The organism is Bradyrhizobium sp. SZCCHNS1050, from assembly GCF_032484785.1.
Lineage (GTDB): Bacteria > Pseudomonadota > Alphaproteobacteria > Rhizobiales > Xanthobacteraceae > Bradyrhizobium.
On the sequence record NZ_JAUETR010000002.1, the window covers coordinates 1,421,694 to 1,438,336 of the forward strand.

Annotated in this window: 21 protein-coding genes; 11 read left to right on the forward strand and 10 right to left on the reverse strand. The window is 65.8% G+C overall.

The window, feature by feature from the left end; translation table 11 throughout:
* The first annotated feature begins 147 nt into the window (after positions 1–147).
* Entirely contained in the window at positions 148–1,167 is a 1,020-nt protein-coding gene (locus QX094_RS30915) for a patatin-like phospholipase family protein (RefSeq protein WP_315714674.1), read from the forward strand.
* On the opposite strand, the gene QX094_RS30920 is transcribed toward QX094_RS30915, so the two are convergent.
* Complete coding sequence (locus tag QX094_RS30920; RefSeq protein ID WP_315714675.1) at positions 1,154–1,582, reverse strand: CBS domain-containing protein; 429 nt, start codon at positions 1,580–1,582, stop codon at positions 1,154–1,156. The genes QX094_RS30915 and QX094_RS30920 overlap by 14 nt on opposite strands.
* Positions 1,583–1,857: 275 nt before the next feature.
* On the reverse strand, positions 1,858–2,655 hold the full coding sequence (locus tag QX094_RS30925) for a rhomboid family intramembrane serine protease (RefSeq protein ID WP_316164837.1): 798 nt from the start codon (positions 2,653–2,655) through the stop codon (positions 1,858–1,860).
* A 522-nt stretch (positions 2,656–3,177) separates the two neighbouring features.
* Here QX094_RS30925 and QX094_RS30930 point away from each other — a divergent pair.
* A complete protein-coding gene (locus QX094_RS30930) occupies positions 3,178–3,735 on the forward strand; it encodes a PAS domain-containing protein (RefSeq protein ID WP_316164492.1) in 558 nt (185 codons plus the stop codon).
* Positions 3,736–3,940: 205 nt separating this feature from the next.
* Here the strand turns inward: QX094_RS30930 and QX094_RS30935 are convergent, their stop codons facing one another.
* Entirely contained in the window at positions 3,941–4,927 is a 987-nt protein-coding gene (locus QX094_RS30935) for an MBL fold metallo-hydrolase (protein ID WP_316164491.1), read from the reverse strand.
* 183 nt (positions 4,928–5,110) lie between these two features.
* Between QX094_RS30935 and QX094_RS30940 the strand changes: the two genes are divergently transcribed.
* From QX094_RS30940 to QX094_RS30960, 5 genes are all read left to right on the forward strand, one after another.
* Positions 5,111–5,725: a PilZ domain-containing protein gene (locus QX094_RS30940; protein ID WP_315714678.1), complete on the forward strand. Its 615-nt coding sequence runs from the start codon at positions 5,111–5,113 to the stop codon at positions 5,723–5,725.
* A 332-nt stretch (positions 5,726–6,057) separates the two neighbouring features.
* Entirely contained in the window at positions 6,058–6,684 is a 627-nt protein-coding gene (locus QX094_RS30945; RefSeq protein ID WP_315714679.1) for a transglutaminase-like cysteine peptidase, read from the forward strand.
* Positions 6,685–6,909: 225 nt separating this feature from the next.
* On the forward strand, positions 6,910–7,326 hold the full coding sequence (locus tag QX094_RS30950) for a hypothetical protein (RefSeq protein WP_315714680.1): 417 nt from the start codon (positions 6,910–6,912) through the stop codon (positions 7,324–7,326).
* Between the two features lie 254 nt (positions 7,327–7,580).
* Positions 7,581–8,096: a hypothetical protein gene (locus QX094_RS30955; RefSeq protein ID WP_315714681.1), complete on the forward strand. Its 516-nt coding sequence runs from the start codon at positions 7,581–7,583 to the stop codon at positions 8,094–8,096.
* A gap of 395 nt (positions 8,097–8,491) precedes the next feature.
* Positions 8,492–9,304 (forward strand): dienelactone hydrolase family protein, encoded by an 813-nt coding sequence (locus tag QX094_RS30960; RefSeq protein WP_409998618.1) that lies wholly within the window; start codon positions 8,492–8,494, stop codon positions 9,302–9,304.
* A gap of 107 nt (positions 9,305–9,411) precedes the next feature.
* On the opposite strand, the gene QX094_RS30965 is transcribed toward QX094_RS30960, so the two are convergent.
* From QX094_RS30965 to QX094_RS30975, 3 genes are all read right to left on the reverse strand, one after another.
* Positions 9,412–9,564 carry a hypothetical protein gene (locus QX094_RS30965; RefSeq protein ID WP_315715000.1) on the reverse strand — a complete coding sequence of 51 codons (153 nt, stop codon included), beginning with the start codon at positions 9,562–9,564 and terminating at the stop codon, positions 9,412–9,414.
* A gap of 130 nt (positions 9,565–9,694) precedes the next feature.
* Entirely contained in the window at positions 9,695–9,982 is a 288-nt protein-coding gene (locus QX094_RS30970; protein ID WP_315749455.1) for a hypothetical protein, read from the reverse strand.
* A 158-nt stretch (positions 9,983–10,140) separates the two neighbouring features.
* Positions 10,141–10,623 carry a hypothetical protein gene (locus QX094_RS30975; protein ID WP_315714684.1) on the reverse strand — a complete coding sequence of 161 codons (483 nt, stop codon included), beginning with the start codon at positions 10,621–10,623 and terminating at the stop codon, positions 10,141–10,143.
* A 75-nt stretch (positions 10,624–10,698) separates the two neighbouring features.
* On the opposite strand from QX094_RS30975, the gene QX094_RS30980 reads away from it, so the two are divergent.
* Positions 10,699–11,004, forward strand: a complete 306-nt coding sequence (locus QX094_RS30980) for a hypothetical protein (protein WP_315749454.1) — start codon at positions 10,699–10,701, stop codon at positions 11,002–11,004.
* The gene (locus tag QX094_RS30985; RefSeq protein WP_315714686.1) at positions 11,001–11,162 is read left to right on the forward strand and encodes a hypothetical protein; all 162 of its coding nucleotides are present in this window, start codon (positions 11,001–11,003) and stop codon (positions 11,160–11,162) included. Before QX094_RS30980 ends, QX094_RS30985 begins: the two co-directional genes overlap by 4 nt.
* 28 nt (positions 11,163–11,190) lie before the next feature.
* On the opposite strand, the gene QX094_RS30990 is transcribed toward QX094_RS30985, so the two are convergent.
* Both QX094_RS30990 and QX094_RS30995 read right to left on the reverse strand, forming a co-directional pair.
* The gene (locus tag QX094_RS30990; RefSeq protein ID WP_315714687.1) at positions 11,191–11,721 is read right to left on the reverse strand and encodes a gamma carbonic anhydrase family protein; all 531 of its coding nucleotides are present in this window, start codon (positions 11,719–11,721) and stop codon (positions 11,191–11,193) included.
* Positions 11,722–11,804: 83 nt separating this feature from the next.
* On the reverse strand, positions 11,805–12,134 hold the full coding sequence (locus QX094_RS30995) for a DUF6949 family protein (RefSeq protein ID WP_009027540.1): 330 nt from the start codon (positions 12,132–12,134) through the stop codon (positions 11,805–11,807).
* 196 nt (positions 12,135–12,330) lie between these two features.
* On the opposite strand from QX094_RS30995, the gene QX094_RS31000 reads away from it, so the two are divergent.
* The gene (locus QX094_RS31000; protein WP_316172948.1) at positions 12,331–13,029 is read left to right on the forward strand and encodes a hypothetical protein; all 699 of its coding nucleotides are present in this window, start codon (positions 12,331–12,333) and stop codon (positions 13,027–13,029) included.
* Positions 13,030–13,477: 448 nt separating this feature from the next.
* Here the strand turns inward: QX094_RS31000 and QX094_RS31005 are convergent, their stop codons facing one another.
* Both QX094_RS31005 and cysE read right to left on the reverse strand, forming a co-directional pair.
* The gene (locus QX094_RS31005) at positions 13,478–13,690 is read right to left on the reverse strand and encodes a DUF3126 family protein (protein ID WP_006611186.1); all 213 of its coding nucleotides are present in this window, start codon (positions 13,688–13,690) and stop codon (positions 13,478–13,480) included.
* A gap of 254 nt (positions 13,691–13,944) precedes the next feature.
* Complete coding sequence (gene cysE / locus QX094_RS31010) at positions 13,945–14,775, reverse strand: serine O-acetyltransferase (RefSeq protein WP_315714689.1); 831 nt, start codon at positions 14,773–14,775, stop codon at positions 13,945–13,947.
* A 448-nt stretch (positions 14,776–15,223) separates the two neighbouring features.
* Here cysE and QX094_RS31015 point away from each other — a divergent pair, with 448 nt between their 5' ends.
* Positions 15,224–16,588 carry a hypothetical protein gene (locus QX094_RS31015; RefSeq protein WP_409977901.1) on the forward strand — a complete coding sequence of 455 codons (1,365 nt, stop codon included), beginning with the start codon at positions 15,224–15,226 and terminating at the stop codon, positions 16,586–16,588.
* The last annotated feature ends 55 nt before the right edge of the window (positions 16,589–16,643 follow it).

Here is a 16,643-nt window from a genome sequence, read left to right on the forward strand (position 1 = left end):
TCCGGCGGAGAGTTCAAATCAGCGGCATCCGGCGCTCCCGTCGACCCGGCATAAAGGATGCTTCTGGTAGGCTGGTGCTAGGCTGTCATGCGTCATGAGTCCGTTGCCGACTCGTTGCACACAGTTTGCGTAGGCGTGGAGATCTCGGTGCTGGACATTCTGAAAGGACGCCGTGCGAACGGAACCGAAGGTTCCGATGTCGGTCTCGGCACGATCCGCAAGCCGGTCATCGGCCTTGCGCTTGGCGGCGGCGCGGCGCGCGGTTTTGCCCATATCGGCGTGATCCGGACCCTGATGGCGCACGGAATCGTGCCCGATGTCGTGGTCGGCACCTCGATCGGCGCCGTGGTCGGCGGCGCCTATGCGGCCGGCCAGCTCGATACGCTGGAGGAATGGGCGCGCAGCCTGCAGATGCGCAACATCCTCGGCTATCTCGACATCCGCCTCAACGGCTCCGGCCTGATCGGCGGCGAGAAGCTCGCCGCCCAACTCGAAGCCTCGCTCGGCCGCGTCACCATCGAGGAGCTGCCGATGAAGGTGGCGACGGTGGCGACGGAGATCCGCACCGGGCACGAGATCTGGCTGACCCATGGCAGCCTCGTCGACGCGATGCGCGCCTCCTACGCCCTGCCCGGCATCTTCGCGCCGGTCCTGATCGGCGACCGCTGGCTGGTCGACGGCGCCATGGTCAATCCGGTGCCGGTGTCGGCGGCGCGCGCGCTCGGCGCCGAGATCGTGATCGCCGCCAACCTGTCGAGCGACGTGTTCACGCACTCGACGACGATCTACTCGCATGGCCAGCCGGTCGAGGTGCCGGAGACAGTGATGGAGAGCGCGCCGCCGAAGCGGCGCTTCCGCAGGCTGTTCTCGCCGGAGCGCGCGGTGAAGCGGCAGTTCTTCGGCGAGGGTGGCCGGCCGGGCATCTCGTCGGTGATGGTCGACGCCTTCAACATCATGCAGGACCGCATCACCCGCGCGCGCCTCGCGGGCGATCCGCCGGACCTTCTGATCTCGCCGCGCGTCGGCCAGATCGGCTGGTTCGACTTTCATCGCGCGGCCGACCTCATCGCGTTCGGCACGAGGGCGGCCGAACGTGCGCTGGATTCCATCCAGGAAGCGATCGGCGCGGTGACGCCGACCGGCGGCGGAGCGACTACGCCGTCTTGATGTACTGGCGCAGTGCTTCCTGCTCGGCCTCGTATTCCTGGACGCGCCACTTCACGACGTCGCCGATCGAGATCAGGCCGGCCACGACGCCGCCCTCGATCACCGGCAGATGGCGGAACTTACCGTTGGTCATCATTTCCATGATCGAGGCGACGGTATCCGCAGGCTTGCAGCTCACCACCCGCCGCGTCATCACGTTCGACACCGGCTCGGTCAGCGCGGCGGCGCCGCGCTCGCCGAGCGCGCGGACGATGTCGCGCTCCGAGAGGATGCCCTCCATCCGGGAGCCCGACATCACCAGCACCGCGCCGATCTTGCGGTCGGCGAGCCGCTTGGCGGCTTCGGCGAGTGTGGTCTGGGACTCGACGCTCTCGACCTGATGGCCCTTGGTGTCGAGGATCGCACGTACTGTCATTGCTCGTCTCCTTGAGGGGCCGGTGTGCCTTCTTGAGCGAGGCGTCGTTGCGGCCGATGCTTCCAGCGATCGTCAGTCAAGCGAGTCTTCAATCAACAGTCTGACAATGCAACGGATCCAATCCTTCTGATCGCGCTTTGGTTGCATTGCACTCCGCAAGCTGGCCTGCGCGGCACAAATCGCCTGCTTTCGTTCATCCGGAATCGTGCCCCGGTTGCAGTGGACACAAATGATGAATGAAATCACCTGCGCTCGCAAGCGCAGGATCGCGGCACCTAACGGTCGACCACGTCGGACGGCAACGCAGGCGCAGCATCGTCACGCACATGCGGGGTGGGATCGAACAGCGCAAACAGGATCAGTCCGGCGATGAATCCGCCGATATGAGCCTGCCAGGCGACGTCGGCGCCCTCGGCGCCGGGCGTGATGCCGCCAATGCCGAACACGATGTTGACGCCGAACCACACTGCCAGAAAGCCGAGCACCCGCGGATTGCGCAGCGCACGCGTCAGCGACAGCGCCGGAACCCTGGCCGCCGCCTCGGCATCGCCGCGGGTGAACGACAGGAAGCTGCCTCTCACGAAGGCAAAGCGCATCGCCGCCGCCATGGTGCCGGACACCGAGGCCGAGGCGCCGATCATCGGCGCCAGCGCGTGCTCGTGGGTGAGCAGATGCGCCAGCGCACCGGCCGCCGCCGTCACCGCCATGAACAGATAGAACCTGACCGCACCGAAGCGGCGCGCGAGCGCGCTGCCGAACGGCAGCAGCCACAGCACGTTGAAACCGATATGCGCCAGATTGGCGTGCAGCAGCGAGTAGCTGAAAAAGGTCCAGATCTTGGCCGGCGTGCCGCCGGGAAACGCCCCGTCCATCAGGGTCTGGTCGTATCGTTTCGGGACGAAGGCGAACAGGTCGATGATCCAGCCGTTCCACTCGTCCGGCAGCAGCACACGCAGATGGATCACCGCGATCAGCAGGATGTAGGCGGTCAGTGCGCCCGGCAGATTGAGGATCGGCTCCCGCGCCTGCTGGAGCGGCGGATCCTGCGTGAGGTCTGACGAGGGGGAATCCAACGGAACGCACGCCTTCGACGAGAGGAACAGATCCGTCAGATAGGCGGCTTTGGCCGGCCTGTGCAAGCGCATGGCGGCAGAGTTGATGTGCAGCCCCGGGCCGCGGAGGCGAAAGGACAGCCGATCCGCCAAAAGAAAGAGGGAGGGTTCTGAGAAAACCCTCCCTCCGAGACCTGCCGGCCTTTGCCGCGTCCGGAGCGCCCGGGGTCGTTTTCCCCACCCCGCCCCGTCGCGACGACCAGACTTGTTTGACGCCGCCTGCGTGTAACTCACCGTATCGCGGCGGACCTTCCACCTTCCGGCCGCGATCTGATGAACGCATTGTTAACGATCGCTCGGCGGCCGCCAAGCTCATCGTTAATTTAACCTTAACGCGCGGAAGGCCGGGGGAAAGCCGGCACGATCGCACCATCGGCATGGACGCTGCACCACCCCTCCTGCGAAAACAAACCAGGGAGGCGCCTGGACGAAAGCGGGACAGCAATGTCCTCCGTGACGTCGAGGGCGCGAGGGATCACCGAGATGAAACATCCGTCCAATCGCGAGCTCTTCGCCTATTGGAACGACAGGCGCGGCCATGCCAAGGCGCCGGAGCGCTGCGACTTCGAGCCGTCGGCCGTGCGCGAGCTGCTCGGCGACATCTTCGTCTTGTCCTGCGATGCCGACAGCGGCTTTCCGTTCCGCATGGCCGGCACGCGGCTGTGCGCCCTGCTCGGCGGCGACGTCAAGGACAGGAGCTTTCCGGCGCAGTTCGCGCCCGCCAGCCGCCGCGAGATCGAGGAGATCACCGCGGTGGTCTGCGAAGAGACGCTGCCGGCGATCGCCGGCGTGACGGCGCAGGCGCCGGATCGCACGACCGCGCATTTCGAACTGCTGCTGCTGCCGTTCGCCACCCGCGCGCATGAGCCGATCAGCCTGACCGGCCTGCTCGCCCCGTTCGAGACGCCGCAAGGCGCGCTCGGTCCGCTGGAGATGGTGTCATGGCGCTACATCCATCCGCCCGCCGGACCGATCGTGCCGCGCGCGTTGCGCAAGCTCGCGCTCGCCCGCGGCCTGATGGTGTATGAGGGACTGCGCTGAGTGCAGCGCCGATCTCGTGGCCCGGATGAGCGCCAGCCGGAGCCCGAAGGGCGCAGGCGAAAGCGACATCCGGGACAGACCATCCTTACATCGCGTGCCCGCGTCGAAGCTGTCGCACGCCGACGGTGAATCGCCGGCGGACAGACGTCCCCGCATGTCGCTGCGCTCATGCGGGCTACGGGATCTGGGCTGCCGTCCCGCCTCCTCAATGTGAGCCGGTCAGCGGCGTGATCGGACTGCCGTCGGGAGCAAACGCGGCGACCTGATCCGAGATGACGAACGACGTGAGATCGCGCCCGACCACGAGCGGGCCCTGATAGCTCGTCCGCGTGCGCGCGATCAGCGCCTCTTCGGGCACGTCCTGGACCGGCTTCACGGTGGCGAACACGATGTGCGAGTAGACCGCCAGCTTCGGCTTCGCCTCGGTGAAGATCCTGCCGGCCTCCTCCGGCGAGGTGTGATGGTCCTCGATCGCACGATAGTTCGGATAGGTCTTGATCAGTTCGGGATCGATCACCGCCACCTCGTGGATCAGAAGATCGGCGCCCTCCGCCGCCTTCTCCACCCGCGGATCGGGCTTGGTGTCGCCGGACAGCACGACCTTCTTGCCGTCGAATTCGACGACATAGCCGAGCGCCGGCTTGATCTTCTCGCCGTGATTGACCTCGATGGCGCTCACCCTGACGCCGTTGCGCTCGTAGACGACGCCGGGCCCGATGTCGGCCGCGGCGAAGGCGACGCCTTCCGGCGGATAGTGCTCGTCATCGATGCGGATGCGGATGTCCTCGAAGAAGGCCTTGGTGAGATTCTCCGTCATCGCCACTGTCCCCTTCGGTCCGAACACGACCATCGGCCCCTTGCGCGAGGCCCAGGGCGTGCCGATCCAGCCGCTCAGCCACATGTCGGGCAGTCCCACCACGTGATCGGAATGCAGATGGGTGAGGAAATGCGCGGTGATGCTGCCGAGCGGGATGCTCTTCTGGAACAGGCGGATCGTGGAGCCGCGTCCGAGGTCGAACAGCAGCCGCTCAGGCCCGGCCTCGATCAGGGTCGAGGCGCTGAAGCTCGACAGCCGCGGCGTCGGCGTGCCTGTCCCGAGCAGGGTCACCTTCATCTCGGCTGCCGCGGCCGGCGGCGATCCAGCCACCACGCAGACCACGACCGCCACGACGGCTCCCAACAAGCTCCGCATGAACGTCTCTCCCATCTCCGTTGGCGTCATTGGCGCGATGTCGCGCCTGCCCATTCTATCAGCTCGTCATGGCCCGCGGCAGAGTGCTGCAGGAGCACAACGTAACGCTGAATTAACCGTGAAGGACTTAGTTTCAACACTGGATCATCCGGCACGCTAAGAGCCGGCTTTGAGTGGCGAAACATGGCGTTGCCGAACAAAAAACTCTCTCTTCCGGCCGCCGAGGAGCGCCGCCGTTTCCAGCGGGTCAAGGTCCACCTGCTCGGCCGCTACATGCTGCCCGACCGGCGCGAGTTTCCCTGCCAGGTGATCAACATGTCGCCGGGCGGGCTGGCGCTGCTCGCGCCCGGCATCGGCAATGTCGGCGACCGCGTGATCGCCTATCTCGACCATATCGGCCGCGTCGAGGGCAAGATCACCCGCATCATCGACAATGGCTTCGCCATGACGATCGGCGCCACCGCGCGCAAGCGCGACAAGCTCGCCGCGCAGCTGACCTGGCTCGCCAACCGCGACATCCTCAATCTGCCGGAGGATCGCCGCCACGACCGTATCATTCCGCGCAACCCGATCGCGGTGCTGACGCTCGAGGACGGCACCAAGATGACCTGCCGCATCATCGACATGTCGCTGTCGGGCGCGGCGATTGCGGCCGAGACCAGGCCGCCGCTGAAATCGCAGGTCATGCTCGGCCGCGTCCAGGCGCGCGTGGTGCGAAATCTCGAAGGCGGCTTCGCGATCGAGTTCACGCACGCCCAGCTCGCCGAAACGCTCGAAGACAGCGTTACCGCGCGGTAAAGCCGCAAGCCTCTGAAATCCCGCAACTTCACGGAGCACACGGCGTCCGCCACCACGGGCGCCGTGTGGCGTTCGGCCAGCGCACAGGTGATCCGGCGCAGTTAATAGTTGACGGGAAAAGCGCAGGGGACCCTGCAACGGCAGTGGTTCCCGGCTTAATGCAGCGCATTCGATTCAACCGCGAATGATTCAAATTTTAGCTAGATTCGATTCAAGTGAAAGTCGAATAAGCCCTTTGTTTTACTTGGATTTGCGTCAAATCCATCGTGGCGATTTAGCGGCAGCGAAAAATCTTTGTGAGACACATGGTCCCAACGAAAACGGGGGCCAAAATGGTCAAGCGGACGGGACAGGCAACGGGGTGGGCGGTCGCAGCCTTCCTGATGGCGATGGGCGGGATGGCGCATGCCGGTGATGACCGGGTGCTCTATGCGAGCCTGGGCGACACCGCACGGGCGCCGATCGGCTGGGTCGAGTTCTGCACCGAGGCGCCCGAGGAATGCCGCGGCGGCGCGTCGCAGCCCCGCGACATCGTGCTGTCCCAGACCGCCTGGCGCGATCTGCTAAAGGTCAATCGCTGGGTCAACGAGAACGTCAAGCCCATCACCGACATGGACCATTGGGGCGTGGTCGAGAAATGGTCGCTGCCGACGGACGGCTACGGCGACTGCGAGGATTACGTGCTGCTGAAGCGCAAGCTGCTGATCGATGCCGGCTGGCCCCGCGAGGCGCTGCTGATCACGGTGGTGCGCGACAAGAAGGGTGAAGGACACGCCGTCCTCACCGTGAAGACCGACAAGGGCGAGTACGTGCTCGACAATCAGAACGAGAGCGTCGTCGCCTGGACCGAGACCGGCTACCGCTTCGTCAAGCGGCAGTCGCAGAGCGACCCCAACGTCTGGGTCTCGCTCGGCGACGGCCGCCCGGCAGTGGCCACCGCCAGCGCCAGAGAACGCTAAGGCGTCCGCAAGCGCTGATCAGAGAGGCGAGACACGAATTCGAGTTACGCGACCCGGTCACATCCCCACCCCTCCCCGTCCCAGACCGGTTCGCGCGCGGCCAGGCCTCCCCCAAGGCCTGGCCGCAACTTTTTTTGGCCTTGCTTTGACGATATGTCGCAGGCGGGGCGCGGCAACGGCCGGCCAACCTTGTTTTCCCTCGACCGTCGGGTTTAGGTTTTCGGCATGATGATGATCCTGCGAAGCGCGACCTTGCTGGCCGCGGCCCTGACCCTGGCGAACTGCTGCATGTCCGGCGCCGGCTGCTCGGGACCGCTGGCCGCGGCGGGCCCAGCCGCGCCGGCGATGGCCGCTACGCCCGCGGTGATTACCGCGCAGCCGACGAGCGCTGCGGCCGACTGGGACGGCCGTGTCGCCACCTCCGACGCCGACACCGAGATGGTGACGGAGCCGGACATCGGCACGTCGCGCAAAGGCGCGAAGCGCCGTGGCGACTCGCGGGTCGACGTGATGTCCGCGCAGTCGAGCTCCGGCTATCGCGGCCGGATGAGCTGGGAGGAGGAACAGGCGGCCGACCTCGCCGACGAGGCCCGCCTCAAGCAGAAGCTCACGATCTGCCGGAACTGCAGCGCAACGCAGTAAGCATTTGTCCGGCCGCAGTTTTCGGCTGGTCGCGACCGCGCCCCGGAACCGGCGTGGTGCATGCGGCGGGCGCGCCATTTCGGGCTTGCAGGCCTCGCTTTTGTCGGATTTCCTAATCAAAAGCTGACGACTTGGTTCGTTCGCCAGATGCACGATTTGCGGGCTGGGCGGACAGCGTTCTCTGCTCGAGTTTTTCGCCTCTCCCAGTTTTCGGGAGGAGCATCCGAAGCTTTTTCAATTTGGGTGGTTTCGTGATGAATCCGGTGACGCGCGACACCAGACGCTACCCCGAGAAGCTCAGCCCGGCCCCCGTCAAGGGCGCCCAGCCGATCGCGCTCGCAGCCGCGACGCTCGTGGTGCTGATCGCGGGCATCGGCGGCATCATGTTGTGGCGTGCCTATGGCGGCGCGCCGGAAGCCGAGCGCGGCGCGGTGACGCGGCAGTTGCAGGCGCGCACGGTGCAGGCGTCCGAGCAGTTGGTGGAGAAGACCAAGGGCCTGGAGGCCACCCAGCAGGAATCGATCGACCAGTTGCAGATGATGCAGGAGCAGTTGCAGAGCATGCGTCGCCTGCTCGCGGCCCAGCAGGCCGACACCAAGCGCCTGTCGGACCAGGTCTCGACCCTGAAGGACTCCATCGATGGCCTGCGTCAGTCGTTCGCCAGCACGCAGAGCTCGGAGCAGGCCGCGCCTGCTCCACGCAACCGCAGCATCCGCGCCCGCGCCCATGCCAGCCGCGGCGGCCATCGGCATCGTCGTAACCGATCCTGAGACGGCCGGTCCCGACGCCTGCTCGTAGAATTCCCGCCGAATATTCCCAGGATCCTGTGAAGTGCTTCACAGATTGAAACCGGGAGTCACGCCATCCTGCCTTCACCGGATGGCGAGCCAATTTCAGGATGGCACAGGGCCAATTTCAATATCCGGGGCTGGCAAGGTCGTTGGCGCCATACTGCGCCGACGGCCTTGTTTTTTGTGGCGGCGCGTTCGACCGCCCGCAACGGATCCGACGCCGCGGCTCTCCGGCTGGTGACTTGCTTTTCCCCGTCAATTCTCGGCTCAATGCGCCCGTAAGACGCAGAGGAGCCCCCATGTCCGCCGATCCAGCACTGACGTCCGATGTCATCGGGCTGACAAAAGTCGCCCCCTTCTCACGCCGCGGCTTCATGACCGCGTCCGCTGCCGTGACGGCCGGCTACACGCTGGCTGCCGGCCCGGTGCGGGCCGAGGTCATTACCACCGACACCAACGGCCTGAATGCCGGAGATGCGAAGATCAAGGTCGGCGACCGCGACATGCCGGCCTATTTCGCGCGCCCCGCCAGCGCCAGCAATCCGCCCGTCGTGCTGGTCGCGATGGAGATCTTCGGCCTGCATCAGTACATCAAGGACGTGACGCGCCGTCTCGCCAAGCTCGGCGCGCTCGCCGTGGCGCCGGACTACTACTTCCGCAGCGGGACCGACCTCACCAAGATCACCGAGATCAAGGACCTGCTGCCGATCGTGAATGCCAAGCCCGACGCGGAGCTGCTGTCGGACCTCGACGCGACGGTGGCCTGGGCCAAGTCGCAGGGCGGCGACACCTCGCGTCTCGGCATCGTCGGCTTCTGCCGCGGCGGCCGCACCGTGTGGGAATATGCGGCGCATAGTTCGGCGCTGAAGGCGGGCGTTGCGTTCTACGGCCCGCTGATCGATCCGCCCAATCCCGCCTGGCCGAAGAGCCCGACGCAGCTCGCACCCGAGATGAAGGCGCCCGTGCTCGGCCTCTACGGCGAAGCCGACACCGGCATTCCCGTCGCCAGCGTCGAAGCCATGAAGACCGCGCTCGCCGACAACAAGAAGACCGCTGAGTTCAAGATCTATCCCGGCGCGCCGCATGGCTTCCACGCCGATTATCGCCCCAGCTATCGCAAGGACGCCGCCGAGGACGGCTGGGCGCAGATGCAGGCGTGGTTCAAGAAATATGGCGTGCTGAGCTGACAGCCGCGGCCCGGGCGAGCGAACCCGTCAGACTGCGCCCGCGAGGCTTCCCGCATGTCGCTTGCCGCATGTCGCTTGCGTTCATGCGGGCGCCGGACCGTCGGCTGCTAGCGCAGGCGACGATCGTCGCGACGGATCTTCGCCAGCTGCCTGCCGCCCTGCTCGAGCTCCCAGGCCATCCAGACCAGCGCGGCGCCCAGGCTGACGACGACGCCCATGAAGACAAACGTGAGTTCAGGGGATGTGAGTGTGTTGATCATGCCTGGATCCCATGCAAGCGTTGCGCCAGCTACTTCTCCGCCGCCGCTCCGCCGATCGGAGCGGCAACAAATCGTCACGAGATGTCGTTAAGGCGAAGTGACCGGATCGGCCGGTCGCCTCGCCCAAGCTTCATTCACACACCTCGACGTTGCGGAAGCGCCAGCCGCGCGCTGTCCGCACACGCTTGCGGGCGACGTAACAGCCGCCGAGGTCCTCGTAGGTGTACGGGTAGTAATAGGGATAGCCTCCGTATCCGTAGTAGCCGGGATAACCAAAACCCAAGCCAAACCCGAGTCCAAAACCACGATGGCCGAAGCCATGATGGAAACCGCCCGGCCCGTGCGCCGACGCCATGCCCGGAATCATTGCGGCCGCGATCACGGCGCCCGCCAGCAATCCCATCAATCTCTTGCGCATCGATCCGTCTCCAAATTCAACCGGCATGAGAGCGTCATTGTACTCTGTGCTCCCAGCGGGATGTCTCTAAGCCGGATTTGGAACGGCGCGCGGGCAACCCCGCTCACATCTGCGCGATCTCGATGTCGTTACGTGACGTCCGGAGCCGCGGGCAATATTCAGCAACCGCGGCAGATGCTCTTCACCTTCCGGTCGACCGTCTTGTTCTCCTGCTGAACCTGCTCATCGGTATCACTGGCGCGGTTCGGTCCCGTCGCCGCGGTGCCTCCCGCCGCTCCACGACCCACGCCGGTCGTGACGCCGGAATTGCTCGACCCCACCCGGCTTGCGCCCGAGCCGGACGACTGCGCTGTGCCGAGGCTGTTAGTCCCGTTTGCAGCTGCCGCCCCCGGTTGCGACAGCCGCGAGGGATTGCTGCCGCTTCCGGCTCCGTTCTGCGCGTTGCCGAGACCGGCGACGTTCCCTGATCCTGCCGCGGTACCGGTCGTGCCGATGCCGGCTGCTCCCGCGCTCGCCGCGCCACCGGCGCTCGCTCCACCGCCAGCGCCTCCCGCACCGCCGCCACCGCCTTGCGCAAACACCGCAGTGGCCGTGCCGAGGCCTGCAATCACGATCAAAGTGCCCAATGAAAACCTGGCCATGGGACCGTCTCCCTTTACACTTCAACCCAACCGGACGGACCGCGTTCCGGAACGAATGTTGATCGGAGAGGATTGATGGGGCGAGGAGAGCAAGGAGCCGTGCGCAAGCTGATCGCCTTCGACGAGGACACGTTCGACAAGCTCAAGCAGCTCGGCCGCGATCAGATGCTGAGTCTGCAGGACCTCGCCGACGAGGCGTTCATGGACCTGTTGGAAAAGCACGGCGTACCGGCGGATCTGAAGGACGCGCTGCGCAAGAGCGCTGCGGAGGATGGCGATGGCGCAGGCAAGCCTGCGCGCAAACGCAAGAACGAGCCCGACGACAAGTCCAGAAACCAGTCGAAGCACAAGCCGAAGCAGAGGAGCAGGACGTCAGCATGAGCACCGACCCGTTCGAACAGGGCGAGCGCGCCGCGCGCGAGAACATTCCGGCCGAGGCCAATCCCTATCAGGACGGCAGCGAACAGCATGCGCTGTGGGCGAGCGGCCACGAACGTGTCGCCAGCGCAGCGGAGGCAGGCGAGTCCGAAGGGACGTGAAGAATCTCCGACTCCATCGGCCGTGATGTCAGCCGATCTTCTTCAGACCCTTGGTGTAGCGCGGTCCCTTGGCGACATAGGCCTTGGCCGCGATGCCCATGCGCTCGACCTGCGCCGGCTCCAGCGTGCGCACGACACGCGCGGGCGCGCCGACGATCAGCGAGTATTCCGGAAAATCCTTGCCCTCGGTGATGATGGCGCCGGCGCCAACGACGCTGCCACGGCGGATATGCGCGCCATTCATGATGATCGAGCCCATGCCGATCAGGGCATCATCCTCGACCGTGCAGCCGTGCAGGATCACGTTGTGGCCGACGGTGACGTTGCGGCCGACGCGCAGCGGGAAGCCAGGATCGACGTGACAGGTGGCGTTGTCCTGGATGTTGGAGCTCTCGCCGATCTCGATCCAGTCATTGTCGCCGCGGATCACCGCGCCAAACCAGACCGTGACCTCCTTGGCGAGCTTCACCCGGCCGATCACGGTGGCATTGTCGGCGATGTAGTAGTTGCCGTCCGCCGGCAGCTCGGGCGCCTGCCCGTCGAGTTCGTAGATGGCCATCGAGGTCTCCCGTTCGCAGGCGACCTTGGCACAGCCCCCGGAGCGATTTCAAGCAAGCGCCGCTGCGGCGCCCGGCACGGGAACTAGGCCAGCACGCCCGCGGCGCGCAGCGTCATCACCACGAAGGTGCCGCACATCATGCTCCAGAAGCCGGCGATCACGGTCGCCAGCATCACGAACTCGAAGCGACGGCGCTCGATGCGGGCGCCGCGCAGCGTGTTGCGCATGATGATGAAAGGCGCGGCGAACACCAGGAATGGCACCGCGGCGAACCGCCGGGGCGTGACGCCCTCCTGCAGCAGCTCGAAGCCCGGCGGACGTTCGGCATAGGCCTGGTAGCCGCTCGCCAAGGCGCCGGCCAAGGCGAAACCGATGAGGAGCGAGAACAGGGAATTGAACGCCTCTGCCGACATCGTACGCACTCACACACTTGCAGAACTGACCGATGCTGGTTTGGCAAAAAGCGACCGCGCCCGCCACATTATCCTTAAGGAAGGGTTAATGCTGGCCGCGGCCGGTGCGCGGCTCCCTGCAGGTAAGTTTCTGCAGAATGCCGCATCGCCATGGCATAGTCGGCGCTGATTCGGTCCTTGAGATCCCCTGCCCGTCATGACGATGTTTTCGGTCCGCAGTGCCCGCCCTTCGAACGGACATGGCCATGCCGTGCCGATCATCCTGGGCTGCGTGCTGGCGGCGGCGGCAATCGCGCTGGTCGCCTACCTGCTCTGGCCGACCTGGCGCGCCGGCACCTTCAAGGGACCCGAGCGCCTGCCGGTCAGCATCGGCGGCACCGTGTTCAACGTGCCGGCGGCCGCCATCCGGGTGAAGATCCAGCGCCATACGGGGCCGCAGGAGCGCGTCGATCTCGGCTTCGAATATCCCTCGCTCACGCCGCCCGAGGCGCCGCATCACGTCAGCGCCGACCAGATCGATCAGGCGCCGCACCCGATCGATCGCATCTTCGTCTCGATATCGGCGCATCACGACGCGATGTCGCCCGAGACGCGACTGAAGACGATCTATCCGCGCTATCTCAATCCGACGGCCGTGCCGGTGCAGGACGGATTGAGCATGCGAAGCTTCCGCGCGGGCACAGCGTACGACATGGAGGATCTGTTCACGGCCGAGCAGCCTTTGCTGGTCGCCCGCTGCACGCGTGATGCCGCCACGCCGGGCATGTGCCTCAGCGAGCGCCGCGTCGAGGGCGCGGATCTCGTGTTTCGCTACCCCCGCAGCTGGCTGTCGCAATGGCAGGACGTGGCGAGCGCGATGGAGCGGCTGACTGCGCAGATGCACGCGGTGAAGTAGGTCGTAGGCAATCGTTGAAATCGTGGCCCGGATGAGCGCAGCCCGCGCACGGACGTCGAATGTGAGAGCTGCCAAACTCTCTCCGATCGTCATTCCGGGGCACGCGAAGCGCGAGCCCGGAATCCATACTCACGAGCGGATGTTGGGGCGACCACATGCGCCACGGCCATCGCGCGTCTCACGGCGTCCTGGGGCTATGGATTCCGGGCTCGCGCTTCGCGCGCCCCGGAATGACGGCGTGGATGGAAGCCGGGCTCATCCGCGGACGGATTGCGTGCTGACAGCGTGTGCGTAAGCACGCCGGAGCCGGTCTGCGGGAGCTGCTCTCTCAACCCGCGCGAGCGCGCCCCTGGGCGCGCCTGCACCACGATTCGTTCTGGCAACGCCGCCATCTTCGCAAGCGTCCCCGCATGCGCTTCGCGCTCATGCGGGCCGCTGCATCCGGCAACTACTCGACCAGATCGTCTTCCAGGATCGCCATCTGGAACTGGAACGAGCGGTCGTCGTCCTCGTCGTCGACGAACAGCACGCCGATGAACTCTTCGCCGATATAGACCTCGGCGGAGTCTTCCTTCTTCGGCCGCGGCACCACACGGATCTTGGGATTGCCGAACACGCGCTTCAGATACGCGTCGAGCTTCCTGACTTCCTGAACGTCCACGGTGATCTCCAATCGACAGCGAGGTTTGCAGATGATGCGGACGTTGCAGCGCGAACGTCCGTGTCCTTATGAGTTCGACATTCCAGCCCATCGATCGAGGCAAGACGAGCCGGCGATGTCGAACGACCTGAAAGGGACGCCGTGGATCTCACATTCATTCCGCCAAGACAAACGGCGGATCGTCAAATCCACAGACGCCGATGTGTTGGCACGAAATTCCCTTGATGAGAAGGTCTTGACTTCGCGCTCGCGGCTCAGATCCCGATCGCGTTGATCATCTGATCCATGGTGCGCGACGGCTCCGCACAACCGGCCTCGCCGACGATTTTCGCCGGCACGCCTGCGACGGTGACGTTGTTCGGCACCGGCTTCACGACGACTGAACCGGCGGCAATGCGCGCGCAATGACCGACTTCGATGTTGCCGAGCACCTTGGCGCCGGCGCCGATCAGCACGCCGTGACGAATCTTGGGATGCCGATCCTCGTTCTCCTTGCCTGTGCCGCCGAGCGTCACGCCGTGCAGAATCGAGACGTTGTCCTCGATGATGGCCGTTTCGCCGCAGACGAAGCCGGTGGCGTGATCGAGGAAGATGCCGCGGCCGATGCGCGCCGCCGGATTGATGTCGGTCTGGAACACCGCCGAAGACCGGCTCTGCAGATAGAACGCGAAATCCTTGCGGCTCTTGCGGTACAGCCAATGCGCCAGCCGGTGCGTCTGCAGCGCGTGAAAGCCCTTGAAGTAGAGCAACGGATCGATGAAGCGCGTGGTGGCGGGATCGCGATCGTAGACGGCGACGAGATCGGCGCGAAACGCATGGCCGAGGTCCGGCTCGTCGCGCAGCGCGTCGTCGAAGGTCTGGCGGATCAGGTCGCCCGACAGCGCGGAATGATCGAGACGATCGGCAACCCGGTGCACGACCGAATCCTCGAGACGGCCGTGGTGCAGAACGGTTGAATAGATGAAGGTCGCAAGCTCGGGCTCGCGACGCACGATCTCTTCTGCCTCGTGGCGGATCCGATCCCATATCGGATCAAGCGTCGCCAGCTTGCTGCCCTGCTGCGGATTGGTCTGATGCATAGCCATGGCTGCTTCTCGCAGTTTCAGTGGGCGGGCCTTATAGCACGGCGCATGGAACGATGTCCTCAGCGGGCTGCGCGAGGCCGGGGATCCATTCCAGCCAGCCTGCCTCCCAGAGAACACGGGATTGAGACATTTCCGTTACGCCCCGCCGGTGACGTCCCGGTTGCGCCGCCATGCCATTCGGCACCGCGTCGGCTCAAGGTGGGCAGCAGGAACCCGAAATCAAGACGATCACCGGGGAAGCAATCGGTTCCCGCCCCTGGCGCACCCTGCGGGCGGATGGGGCGGATACCGGTGGCTGCGGCAAAAAGGAACCACCCGGAGGATCGAAGGCCGGCGGCCCCCCGTTCGATCACGGGATCGGCTTTACCATCCATCGCTCTGCGTCTACTAGTGAATATCGCCCTGACCATACTTCGGCCACGGTGCTCCTGATCGGGGGGACACGGGTATCAGTAACACTCAGATCCTGGACGAACGCGCGACCGAGGCCGGATTGGCCTGGCTCCCCGTCATCGTCATCCCGCTCTTCCTGGTCGCGCCGGCGCTGTGGAACGGCTACCCGCTGCTGCAGTGGGACACCGGGGGCTATCTCGCGCGCTGGTACGAAGGCTATCTGGTGCCGAGCCGCTCGACCGTGTTCGGGCTCTATCTGCATTGGGGCGAGGGCTCGAGCTTCTGGCTCAATCTCGGCCTGCAGGCGCTGGCGACGCTGTGGATCCTGCAGCTCACCTTGCGCCTGCTGGGACTGGCCCAACCGCTGCGACTGCTCTGGATCGGCCTGCTGCTGATCCTGACCACCGCCCTGCCCTGGCTCGCCAGCATGCTGCTGACCGACATCTTCGCTGGCCTGTCGGTGCTCGCGCTCTACATCATGGTCACTCAGGCGCGCCGGACCACCGTCCTGGAAAAGTGCGCGCTGTTCGGCTTCGTCGCCTTCGCCTCCGCCACCCACAGCGCTACGCTGGGCGTGCTGTTCGGCCTGTGCTGCGCCGGCTGGATCGCCTATCCCTGGCTGCGCCGGCAGATCGCGCTCTCCGGCCTGGTCCAGGCCAGCATGACGATCGTCGCGGGTGCGGCGATGCTGCTCGCGGCCAACTTTGCCCTGTCCGGCCAGCTCGCGTGGACGCCGGGCGGTACCGGCGTCGCCTTCGGCCGCATGCTCCAGGACGGCATCGTGGCGCAATATCTGAAGGACCATTGCGCCCGCGAGAAGCTGAAGCTCTGCCCCTATCGCAACGAGCTGCCGCCCACCGCCGACGACTTCCTGTGGGGCAACAGCATGTTCAACAAGCTCGGCCGCTTCGAGGGCATGAACGACGAGATGGGCTTCATCGTGAAGCGGTCGCTCGCGGCCTACCCGCTGTGGCAGGCCAGGGCCGCCGCGGTCGCCACCGCCGAGCAGCTGGTGCATGTGGCGACCGGCGAGGGCACCAACGGCTGGCTGCCGCACACCTATGGCATCATCGAGCGCTACGTCCCCTCGCAGGTCAAGAAGATGCGCGCCGCACACCAGCAGCACTGGGAGATCAGTTTCGCCGTCATCAACTGGCTGCACGTGCCGGTCGCGCTGGCCTCGATGCTGGCGGCGGCGGCGATCGCAGCGCACGCGATCTGGCGCCGGCGGCGCGACGACGTGGCCCTGCTCGCCATCACCGTGACCCTGGCGCTGCTCGGCAATGCCGTGATCTGCGGCGTCATCTCCGGCCCGCATGACCGCTACGGCGCCCGGATGGTGTGGATCGCCACCTTCACCGCGCTGATCGCGGCGGCGAGGTGGTTCAGCGGCGAGCGTGTGGACGGCTCCGCCGCATGACGCCCCCGTAGCCCGCATCAGCGACAGCCGGCGCCGCAAGGCGTCGGGATAGCGA